General features: G+C 74.5%; 12 protein-coding genes. 7 read left to right on the top strand and 5 right to left on the bottom strand.

Annotated elements, in window-relative coordinates; all coding sequences use genetic code 11:
- The 3 genes from VGI02_RS04070 to VGI02_RS04060 form a co-directional block, all read left to right on the top strand.
- Positions 1-883, top strand: an 883-nt coding sequence (locus VGI02_RS04070; protein ID WP_331625981.1) for a LysR family transcriptional regulator, incomplete at its 5' end; no start/stop codon positions are given.
- A gap of 238 nt (positions 884-1121) precedes the next feature.
- A complete protein-coding gene (locus VGI02_RS04065; protein WP_331625980.1) occupies positions 1122-1475 on the top strand; it encodes a DUF3817 domain-containing protein in 354 nt (117 codons plus the stop codon).
- An 11-nt stretch (positions 1476-1486) separates the two neighbouring features.
- Entirely contained in the window at positions 1487-2533 is a 1047-nt protein-coding gene (locus tag VGI02_RS04060; RefSeq protein ID WP_331625978.1) for a tryptophan--tRNA ligase, read from the top strand.
- Between the two features lie 52 nt (positions 2534-2585).
- On the opposite strand, the gene VGI02_RS04055 is transcribed toward VGI02_RS04060, so the two are convergent.
- Both VGI02_RS04055 and VGI02_RS04050 read right to left on the bottom strand, forming a co-directional pair.
- Complete coding sequence (locus VGI02_RS04055; RefSeq protein ID WP_331625977.1) at positions 2586-2873, bottom strand: hypothetical protein; 288 nt, start codon at positions 2871-2873, stop codon at positions 2586-2588.
- Between the two features lie 226 nt (positions 2874-3099).
- Positions 3100-3537 carry an HIT family protein gene (locus tag VGI02_RS04050; RefSeq protein ID WP_331625976.1) on the bottom strand — a complete coding sequence of 146 codons (438 nt, stop codon included), beginning with the start codon at positions 3535-3537 and terminating at the stop codon, positions 3100-3102.
- Positions 3538-3651: 114 nt separating this feature from the next.
- Between VGI02_RS04050 and VGI02_RS04045 the strand changes: the two genes are divergently transcribed.
- The 3 genes from VGI02_RS04045 to VGI02_RS04035 all read left to right on the top strand — a co-directional run bounded on the left by VGI02_RS04045 (position 3652) and on the right by VGI02_RS04035 (position 7722).
- On the top strand, positions 3652-4386 hold the full coding sequence (locus tag VGI02_RS04045; protein WP_331625975.1) for a type 1 glutamine amidotransferase: 735 nt from the start codon (positions 3652-3654) through the stop codon (positions 4384-4386).
- Entirely contained in the window at positions 4383-5297 is a 915-nt protein-coding gene (locus tag VGI02_RS04040) for a TIGR03854 family LLM class F420-dependent oxidoreductase (RefSeq protein WP_331625974.1), read from the top strand. Before VGI02_RS04045 ends, VGI02_RS04040 begins: the two co-directional genes overlap by 4 nt.
- A 73-nt stretch (positions 5298-5370) precedes the next feature.
- On the top strand, positions 5371-7722 hold the full coding sequence (locus VGI02_RS04035; protein ID WP_331625973.1) for an ArnT family glycosyltransferase: 2352 nt from the start codon (positions 5371-5373) through the stop codon (positions 7720-7722).
- Here VGI02_RS04035 and VGI02_RS04030 read toward each other — a convergent pair.
- The 3 genes from VGI02_RS04030 to VGI02_RS04020 form a co-directional block, all read right to left on the bottom strand.
- Positions 7647-8078, bottom strand: a complete 432-nt coding sequence (locus VGI02_RS04030; protein WP_331625972.1) for a pyridoxamine 5'-phosphate oxidase family protein — start codon at positions 8076-8078, stop codon at positions 7647-7649. The genes VGI02_RS04035 and VGI02_RS04030 overlap by 76 nt on opposite strands.
- Positions 8075-8920 (bottom strand): SDR family NAD(P)-dependent oxidoreductase, encoded by an 846-nt coding sequence (locus tag VGI02_RS04025; RefSeq protein WP_331625971.1) that lies wholly within the window; start codon positions 8918-8920, stop codon positions 8075-8077. The genes VGI02_RS04030 and VGI02_RS04025 overlap by 4 nt, the downstream gene beginning before the upstream one ends.
- Before the next feature lie 67 nt (positions 8921-8987).
- Positions 8988-9149, bottom strand: a complete 162-nt coding sequence (locus VGI02_RS04020; protein WP_331625970.1) for a hypothetical protein — start codon at positions 9147-9149, stop codon at positions 8988-8990.
- Between the two features lie 4 nt (positions 9150-9153).
- On the opposite strand from VGI02_RS04020, the gene VGI02_RS04015 reads away from it, so the two are divergent.
- A partial coding sequence (locus VGI02_RS04015; RefSeq protein ID WP_331625969.1) for a hypothetical protein occupies positions 9154-9894 on the top strand: 741 nt, incomplete at its 3' end.

Here is a 9894-nt window from a genome sequence, read left to right as displayed (position 1 = left end):
TGTGCAGCTGCATCAGCTCGAGTACCTGGTCGCCGTCGCCGACGAGGGCGGCTTCACGCGCGCCGCCGAGCGCCTGCGCGTCGCCCAGCCCGGTGTGAGCGCCCAGATCCGCAAGCTGGAGCGCGAGCTCGGGCACGCCCTGCTCGACCGCTCCGGGCACCAGGTCCGTCCGACGCCGGTCGGGGTCGAGGTGGTCGCCGCCGCCCGGGCCGCGCTGGACGCCGTCGCCGGCGTGCGACGGGTGGTCGACGACCTCGACGGGCTGCTGCGGGGCACGGCCCGCGCGGGCATGGTCAGCTCGGGCCCGTTCCTGGACGTGCCCGGCGTGGTCGCCGACTTCTCCGGGGAGCACCCGTACGTCGTGTGCTCGCTGGTGGAGGAGGGCTCGGGCGCGCTCTTCGAGGGGTTGCGCGGCGGCCGACTGGACGTGGCGCTGGTGGGCGCGGCCGGCCCGCTGCCCGACGACCTCGAGACCCGGACCGTGTCCGAGCAGCCGCTCGTGCTCGCGGTACCTCCGGATCACCCCCTGGCCGGTTTGTCGTCGGCGGGACCGGCCGACCTGGCCGGCCGCGACCTCGTCCTGCCCGCCGAGGGCAACGCGCTGCGCGAGGCGGTCGACCTCGCCTGCGCCTCGATCTCCCCGGCGCCGCACGTGACGTGCAGCGCGAGCGACCCGTCGGTGCTCGCGCGGTTGGCCGCGCGGGGGCTCGGGGTGGCCGTGCTGCCCGGGTCCGTCTCCGCGCTGCGGTCCGAGGGGCTCGCGACGGTACCGTTCGCGGCGGAGGGCGTCCGGTCGCGGCTGGTCCTCGCCTGGCCGCGCGGGGACGTAGGACCGGCGGCGGTGGCGCTGCGGCAGGCGCTGCTCGACGCGGTGCCGGGCTGACGGGGGCGACCGCTCGGCCGACGTCGCTGGGCGGGCGCCGCGATCAGCCCCGGCCTCGGGTTCAGTGACCATCGTCGGGGCCGCGCGAGGTCAAGATCGCGTTCTCGTGAGCGACATGCGCAAGATTGCGGGCCGACACGCTCACGAATTCGCGATCTTGCGGGCCGGCCGCCGGGGCCCACGAGTGGATGGCGCACCGTCACACCGCACCCACGGGGCCGTGCGGCACAGTGTCGCCGTGACCTCCCCGTCGACCACCAGCCGTGCGATCGACCCGGTGCTGCTGGCCCGGGCGTTCCGCACCGTCGCGATCGCCGAGGCGTGCTCCTGGGCGGGGCTGCTGATCGGGATGGTGTTCAAGTACCTCGTGGTGTTCGACGACATCGGCGTGAAGATCTTCGGGCCGATCCACGGGGTGCTGTTCATCGCCTACGTGGTCATCACGCTCCTGACCGCGCGCACCTTCCGCTGGCGCGCGAGCACCACGATCGTCGGGCTCCTCGCGAGCATCCCGCCGCTCACCACCCTGTGGTTCGAGCACTCGGCACGCCGCCGTGGCCTCATCGACGGGGAGCGCCTCCGGCACGGATAGGCTCGGTGATCGTGGTGAGCACGGAGAACGCCCCGGTCACGCGCACGAAGAGCTCCCTGACCGGGATCAAGCCGACCGGGGAACCCCATCTGGGCAACCTCATCGGCGCCATCGAGCCGGCGATCGCGATGGCGGGCGAGCACGAGTCGCTCTACTTCATCGCCGATTACCACGCCCTCACCACCGCCCGGGACCCCGAGCAGCTCCACCACTGGACGCGTGCCGTGGCCGCCACCTGGCTCGCCGCCGGCCTCGACCCGCAGCGGACGATCTTCTACAAGCAGTCCGACGTCCCCGAGACCTTCGAGCTGGCCTGGATCCTGTCCTGCGTCACCGGCAAGGGCCTGATGAACCGCGCCCACGCCTACAAGGCGGCCCGGGACGCGAACGTCGCCGCGGGCGAGGAGCCCGACGCCGGCATCAACATGGGGACCTACAACTACCCGATCCTCATGGCCGTCGACATCCTGATCATGGAGGCGGACCTCGTCCCGGTCGGGCGTGACCAGCAGCAGCACGTGGAGATCGCCGCCGACATCGCGGGCAGCTTCAACCACCTCTACGGCTCGGGCTACCGGTTCACGATCCCCGAGGCGGTGATCCCGCCGGAGACGACCGGGCACACGCTGCCGGGCCTCGACGGCCGCAAGATGTCGAAGTCCTACGACAACTACATCCCGCTGTTCCTGCCGCCGGCGAAGCTCCGCAAGCTCGTGCGGCGGATCCCGACCGACTCCACGCCCGTCGAGGCCCCGAAGGACCCGGACGCGTCCTCGGTGTTCCAGATCCTCGCCCAGTTCGCCCCCGACGACGTCGTCGCGGACACCCGAGCGCGCCTGGAGGCGGGCGGGGTCGGCTGGGGCGACCTGAAGAACCAGCTCGCCGACGTCCTCGAGGAGCGCCTGGCCCCGATGCGCGAGCGCTACGAGGTGCTCATGGAGCCGGGCAGCGAGCTCGACGACGTCCTGGCGCGCGGCGGCGAGGTCGCGCGGGACCGCGCCCGCCGGGTGCTCCGCTCGGTGCGCGACGCCATCGGCATCGGGGCTTCCGGCTCGTGAGCAGAAATGTCGCTATATAGCGACATTGAGTGCCCACCAGGCCGCAGGCCACCTACCGGAGAGTCGGCACCTCGGTGGTGCCCGAACCGACGTCACGCGGCCCGCGGGGCCGGGGGAGATCGTCCACGAGGGACCCGGGGCTGTCCGGTACGGACGGCACCTCGGCCAGCCACATCGCGAGCGCGCTGTCGGAGAACAGTTCGCGGTCGCGGCCCTGGTCACTGAGCTCGCCGTCGACCACCGAACCCCGCCGCAGCAGCGCGCCGAGCCCGAGGGCCGCGAGCACCGAGACGACGCACCACGCTCCGACGAGAACGGCGACCCATCCCAGGACCGTCATACCCACCTCCGTCGTCGGTGACGCGATATCGCGGACGGTGACCGGCTGGTGACCCTCGCCGCCCGTCCGCGCACCGTGACTATCGCAGTACGAGCGGTGAGGATGGGGCGGATCCACCTGATCGGACGTACAACCTGAGACCGCTGAGCGCGTCGCAGCGTCCGCTCACCCCCGAAAAGGCCTGCCTTCGCGACCGTTCAACCCCGTCCGCCATGAGCCGAACGGCTCAGGGCGGCGGTGCTGTCTCGCCGTCGCGCAGCGTGTCGCCGATGCGCTGCGCGACCGCGGCCGCCTCGTCCGTGTCGCGGTAGGGGTGACGGGGGCCCAGGAAGAACCGGAGGCCGTCCTTCGGGCGGCGCGGGATGACGTGCAGGTGCAGGTGGGGCACCGACTGGCTCACCACGTTGTTGACCAGCACGAGCGAGCCGGGGGCCTCCATCGCGGTTTCGACGGCACACTCGAGCCGCTGGGCGAGCGCGAAGAACGCGGGCCCCTGCTCGGCAGGCAGCTCGGCCATCGTCGTCACGTGGAGTCGCGGGACCAGCAGCACATGGCCCGGGAACACGGGCTTCGCGTCGAGGAAGGCCACCGTCTCGACGTCGGTGTGCACGACGTGGGCGTCGGCGGTGCCCGCGACGATGGCGCAGAAGGCACAGGGCTTCATCGGAGGACTCCGTCCGGACGAGCTGGGGACACCGCGGGTACTCCACCAGTACCCGCCCATGTGAGGCGCGTCGCCGCTCCGGCGACCCCCTCCGCCCGCAGGCAGACTTGTCGTATGGACTCCCCGACGATGCTCGTGATCGGCCACGACGTGAGCCCCGAGACGGTGCTCGTGCAGGCCGGGACCCTGGCGTCCTGGGCTGCCGAGCGCGGCGTGCGGATCGTGCCGGGCGTCGCCGGGACCGCACTGCCCGACCCGGCGGCCCTCGACGCGGTCGCGGTCCTCGGCTCCGCCCAGGGTGCCTGGGACGACGCCGTGCCGTGGCTCGCCGACGAGATCGCCTACCTGCGGCGGGTGATCGACGCGGGCACGCCGATCCTCGGGATCTGCTTCGGCGGCCAGCTCCTGGCCCGCGTCCTCGGCGGCACCGCCCACCCCGCCGACGGGCGCCACGAGAACGGCTGGCGAACCATCGACTCCTACGAGCCGGACGTGATCGTCGACGGGCCGTGGATGGAGTTCCACTTCGACGCGTTCACCGCGCCGCCGTCCTCCGAGGTCCTCGCCCGCTCGTCGCGCTGCGACCAGGCCTTCCGGCAGGACCGACACCTCGGCGTGCAGTTCCACCCCGAGATCACCCCGGCCGAGTTCGAGACGTGGGCCGCGCGCTGGACCGGGACGGCGATCGAGGACCGGTTCGCGGAGCTGGGCATCTCCACCGACGGCCTACGGGCCGAGACGGCCGCGCGCGCCGAGGCCTCCCGGGTCGCGTCGTGGCGGCTCTTCGACGACTTCGGCCGGGGCGCCGGGCTCTGCCTCGACACGACCGCGGCGCGGGCGACCGCGTGAGCGGCTCCGAGCTGAAGGTCCGGATCGGCATCGGGGCCGGGCCGATCGACCGGGGGCCCGCCGAGGACACGACGACGCTGGTCGACGGCTGCGAGCGCCGCGGGATCGACTCGCTGTGGTTCCCCGACCGCATCGCCACCGACGCCGTCGAGCCCCTCGTCGCCCTCGGCTGGGCCGCCGGGCGCACCGAGCACCTCAAGCTCGGCACCGGCGTCGTCGTCCTGCCCGGGCGCAACCCGGCCGTCGTCGCCCACCAGCTGGCCTCCCTGGCGGCGCTCGCCCCGAAACGCATCCTGCCCGTGTTCGGGCTGCAGCCCGCGACGCCGTCCGAGCGCACCGCCTACCCGGTGCCCGGACCGCGCGCCGCCGTGCTCGAGGAGGCGCTCGAGGTGGTGCGGCGGCTGCTCACCGAGGAGTCGGTCACCCACCACGGCCGGTTCTTCACCCTGGACGACGCCGTGGTCGCGCCCCGCCCGGCGAGGCCGCTGGACCTGTGGCTCGGCGGGCTGGTGCCCGCCGCGCTGCGCCGGGTCGGGCGGCTGGCCGACGGATGGCTCGCCTCGTTCGTCACCCCCGCCGAGGCCGCGACCGCCCGCACCGTCATCGCCGAGGCCGCCGACGCCGCGGGCCGCGAGGTCGAGGAGGACCACTACGGGACGAACCTGCTGGTCCTGCCGCCGGACGCGACCGAGGACGCGGTCGACCACGTCCTCGCCTCGACCGCCAAGCGCCGCCCGGACACCGACCCCGCGACGCTGATCGCGCGGGACTGGACCGAGGCCGCCCGGCTCGTCGGGGAGTTCGTCGACGGCGGGATCACCAAGTTCGTCGTGCGGCCTGCCACCGCCCCGGGCAGCTGGGACGAGTTCCTCGACGGATTCGCGGCGGAGCTGGCCCCGCTCCAGACCTGAGCTCGCCCGACGCACAGCGGTCGCACAGGCCCGGCCCACCCCGTGATCACGGGCGGCGCCGACCCTCGTCGTCATGAGCCTGCTGACCGGTCGGCGACCCACGCCTCCGTCGTCCCCACCCCCGGCCGCCTCGGCTCCCCCGCCCGCGGCCGACACCCGGCGGACCGCCCGCTGGTACGTGCCCGCACTCGGCGGCCTCCTCCTCGCGACCGCGGCGCTCTACCTGGTGGGTCTCTCGGCCTCCGGCTGGGGCAACGCGTTCTACGCGGCCGCCGCGCAGGCCGGCGGGACGAGCTGGAAGGCGTGGTTCTTCGGGGCCTCGGACGCGCCCGCATCGATCATGGTGGACAAGCCCCCGGCCTCGCTGTGGGTCCTCGGGCTCTCGGTGCGGCTGTTCGGGCTCTCGTCGTGGTCGGTGCTCGCGCCGCAGGCGCTCATGGGCGTCGGCGCCGTCGGACTGCTCACGGGGGCGGTGCGGCGCTGGTCCGGTCCGGTCGCCGGGCTGCTCGCGGGCGCGGCCCTGGCGGTGACGCCGGTCGCGACGCTCATGTTCCGCTTCGACAACCCGGACGCGCTGCTGTGCCTGCTCCTCGTCGCCGGTGCGTACGCGATGGTGCGGTCGGTGGACGCGGGCACGACCCGGTCCTCGTCATCCCCCGTCGCTTCGCTCGCCCCGTCGACATCCCCCGTCGCTACGCTCGCCCCGTCGACCTGGTGGCTGGTGCTCGCCGCAGCCTGCGTGGGCACCGGGTTCCTCACCAAGTCGCTGCAGGCGGTCCTTGTGCTGCCCGCGTTCCTCGGGGTGCACCTCATGGCGGGCCCCGGGACCTGGCGTCGGCGGTTCCTCGCGCTGCTGCCCGCGGCCGCGTCGCTGATCGTCTCCACCGGTTGGTGGGTCGCGGTCGTCGAGCTCTGGCCCGCGTCGTCGCGCCCCTACGTCGGCGGGTCGCAGACCAACAGCGTCCTGGAGCTGGCGTTCGGCTACAACGGCGTCGGTCGGCTCACCGGTGACGAGACCGGCCAGCTCGGTGGCGGTGGTGGGGGCGGCGGCCTCGGCGGCGGCGCCGCGGGTGGGGTCGGCGGCGGGCCCGGCGCGGGGCTCGCCGGCGCTCCCCCGGCAGGCGGCGGGGGCGGCATGGGCGGCGCGACGTCCACCGACTCGTGGTCGGCGCTGTTCACCGGGTCGATGGCCAACCAGGTGTCGTGGCTCCTGCCGGCCGCGCTCGTGCTGGGCGTGGCGGTCCTGGTTCTCGTCGGGCGCCGGAGGCGCAGCGGAGCCGGGCTCGACCCGACGGGCGCTGCGCGCACCGACCGGCGGCGGACGGGCGTCGTGCTCTGGGGCGGATCACTGCTGGTCACGGCCGGGGTGTTCAGCCTCGCGGCCGGCATCATCCACCCGTACTACGCGGTCGCCCTCGCACCGTGGATCGCGGCGCTCGCGGCGGTCGGGGTCGTCGAGCTCTGGCGCGCCCGCCGGCTGGGCTGGGTGCGGTGGGTGCTCGCGGCGACGGTGGCGATCACGGCGCTCTGGTCGTGGTGGCTGCTGCGCGAGACCCCCGAGTTCCCGCCCTGGCTGCGCGCGGTGGTGCTCGTGACGGGTCTCGTCGCGGCCGTCGGGCTGGTGCTGGGCGGGCTGCTGCGGGCGGGCACCCGCCGGGTGGTGACAACGGGGGTGGTGGCGGCTGCCCTCGTCGCGGCCCTGGGCGGGCCGGTGGCCTATGCGGTGCAGACCGCGGCCACCTCGCACACCGAGATCATCCCGACAGCGGGCCCGTCGTCGGGCTTCGGCGGACCGGGCGGTCACGGAGGCGCGGGCCAGGGTGGTCCGGGCGGGGGCCAGGGTGGTCCCGGCGGTCCGGGCGGCTCCCGTGGGCAGGGCGCATCAGCACAGGGCGCCGCTCAGGGTGCGCCCGGGCAGAGCCGGACGCCGGGGGCAGGCTCCGGTGGCGGTGGGCGCGGCGGCCCGGGCGGGGCGATGGCGCTCCTGCGGGCCTCGGAGCCCTCCGCGGACCTGACCGCCCTCCTGCAGGCTGGCGCGGCGGGCCACACCTGGGTGGCGGCGACCGCCGGGTCGATGCCGGCAGCGGGCTACCAGCTCGCGAGCGGCGACCCGGTCATGCCGCTCGGCGGGTTCAACGGCACCGATCCCTCGCCGACCCTGGCGCAGTTCCAGGCGCTCGTCGCCTCGGGCCAGGTGCACTACTTCCTCGGCGAGGGCCTCTCGGAGGTCCCCGACACCGGAGGCAGCGACGCCACCGTGCAGATCACGGCGTGGGTGAAGGCGCACTTCACCGCGACGACGGTCGGCGGGACGACGGTCTACGACCTGACGACCCCCGACGTCCTGAGTCACCGGCTGCCGAGGACCCGCGTCACCGCGATCTCGATGACCACCCGCTCCGGGTTCTCCCGGGGCGTGCGGTAGCGGGCCGCGTAGCGGGCCTCGGCGTCGGCGACCGACGCCCGGTCCTCCCGGACGACGGCGATCCCCTCCAGGGTCGACCACCGGCCGCGCTCGACCTGGCTGACCGCGACCCGCGCACCACCCTCCGGCGAACCCTCGGCGCGGCGCACGTTCGCGACCTTCTGGCTGCCGCGCCGGGTGATCACGCGGGCGGTCGCCGTGTCGAGGTCGAGCGTGACCCCGACGGCGACCACGTGCGGGCTCCCGTCGCGGCGCAGCGAGGTCAGGGTCCCGAGGTGGTACTCCCGCCAGAACTCGGCGAACTCCTCGCCGCGGGCGTGCAGGTCCTCTCCGGTGACGGCCACGGGATTGATCATTCCAGGCGTCCCGCCCCGCCGAACCAGTCCATCGCCGCGTTGACCGCGGGGAGCAGCAGGGTCCGCGGTGCCAGCCGTCCCCCGGCGGCGCTCAGCTGGTTCACCAGGCCCGGCACGACGCTGCGGTGGCCGGCCGCCATCGCCGCCACCCCGGCCTCCGCGACGTCGGCGGCGTCCCCGACGACGAGGTCGGGTGCCCGGTCGAAGGCGTCGGTGTCGGCGGCGTCGGCGAACCCGGTGCGGGTCAGGCCCGGGCTGAGCGTGGTGAGGGAGACCCCCGACCCGGCGAGCTCGGCGTGGACCGCCTCGGAGAACGACTGCACGAACGCCTTGCTCGCCGCGTAGCTCGCCACCCCGGGCAGCGGCTGGAAGGCGGTGATCGAGGAGACGTTGAGGATCGCGCCGGTCCGCGCGGTGGTCCGGGCACGCCGGACCAGGGCCCCGACGGCGGCGACCGTGAGGTCGTGCAGGGCCTGGACGTTGAGCCGCACCAGCCCGTCGAGGGCCGCGCGACCGTCGTCGTCGGCGAGATCGAGGACCCGTCCGGTGATCCCGTAGCCGGCGGCATTGACCACCCCGACGACCCGCTCGTCGGTGAGCACGACCTCGCGCACGGTGTCCCGGCCGGCGTCGGCGCCGAGGTCCGCGACCCGGACCTCGGCGGTCAGCCCGGAGACGGCTCGCAGCTCCCGGGCCAGCTCGACGAGGGCCTCCTCGCGGCGGGCGACGAGCACCGTCGGGTAGCCGCGGGCGGCCAGCGTCCGGGCGATGGCGGCGCCGATCCCGGAGGAGGCGCCGGTGACGAGGACATGGGCGTCAGGCCCGGGTGGCGGCAGTGGCACGTTCGTCTGTACCCGGCCCGGGCCGCCGCTACGGCATCCGGTCGGGGCGGGTCGGTCGGTCGGTCGGTCACCAGGCCCAGACGCGCGACCACCAGCCCTCGGGGCCCGACGTCCCCGCGAACGACTGGCTCGACGTGTCGGAGTACTCCACCTTCTCGCCGTCGGAGGACTGGGCGACGTAGGTGGTCTTCGAGTCGCCGTCGGAGCTGCTGACGCTGCGGCGGGTCACACTGTTGCCGTCGCCGTCTGACGTCGTCGTCTCCTTCACCGTGGACCCGTCCGACCCCTTCGACGTGCTCGACTTCACCGACGAGCTGGACGACTTGGAGCTCGACGACTTGGCACTGGACGACTTCGCACTGGACGACCTGGCGCTGGTCGATTTCGCGCTGCTCGACTTGGCACTGCTCGACTTCGAGGCGCTCGAGCCGGCCTTGCTGCTCGGGGTGTCCGTAGTCGCGGACTTCGCGCTCGGGGACTTCGCGCTCGGGGACTTCGCGCTCGACGAGGTGTCGGCGGACGTGCCCGTGGGTTCCGCGCTCGCGGACTTCGTCGCCGCCGTCTCGGACGACTTCGCGCCCGGGTTCGGCGTCGTGGCCCCGGCCGTGCTCTTCGCGGCCGTGGCGCTCGGCTCGGACGACGGCCCCGTCGCCGAGCCGGTGTCGTCCGTCGACTCCTTCGCCGTCGTGACCTCCACCGTGGAGGCGTCCGCCGAGCGGGTCGTCGTCTGCGTCGTGCGCTCACGGGTCGACGGATCGGTGCGTGTGGAGCGCGTGGTCACCGCCCCCGACGACGGGTCCACCGAGCGGGCTCGCGTCGTCACGACGCCCGTGGACGGGTCGGTCACCGAACCCGACCCGTCGGGGGCCGTGGTCACCTGCGGGCCGGCCGTCCCGGTCGATGCGGTGCCGGTCCGGGAGCCGGCGGTGCCGGTCGGGTCGGCCCCGGTCGTCGTCGTGATCGAGTCGGACGAG

The organism is Actinomycetospora sp., assembly GCF_036497245.1.
Taxonomy (GTDB): Bacteria; Actinomycetota; Actinomycetes; order Mycobacteriales; family Pseudonocardiaceae; genus Actinomycetospora.
This window is presented reverse-complemented; position numbering and strand designations above follow the sequence as displayed.

Bases quoted from the DNA above. Each gene is read 5' to 3' on its own strand.
- VGI02_RS04035 (WP_331625973.1), top strand. From the start codon at position 5,371: ATGAGCCTGCTGACCGGTCGGCGACCCACGCCTCCGTCGTCCCCACCC.
- VGI02_RS04045 (WP_331625975.1), top strand. From the start codon at position 3,652: ATGGACTCCCCGACGATGCTCGTGATCGGCCACGACGTGAGCCCCGAG.
- VGI02_RS04030 (WP_331625972.1), bottom strand. From the start codon at position 8,078: ATGATCAATCCCGTGGCCGTCACCGGAGAGGACCTGCACGCCCGCGGC.
- VGI02_RS04050 (WP_331625976.1), bottom strand. From the start codon at position 3,537: ATGAAGCCCTGTGCCTTCTGCGCCATCGTCGCGGGCACCGCCGACGCC.
- VGI02_RS04055 (WP_331625977.1), bottom strand. From the start codon at position 2,873: ATGACGGTCCTGGGATGGGTCGCCGTTCTCGTCGGAGCGTGGTGCGTC.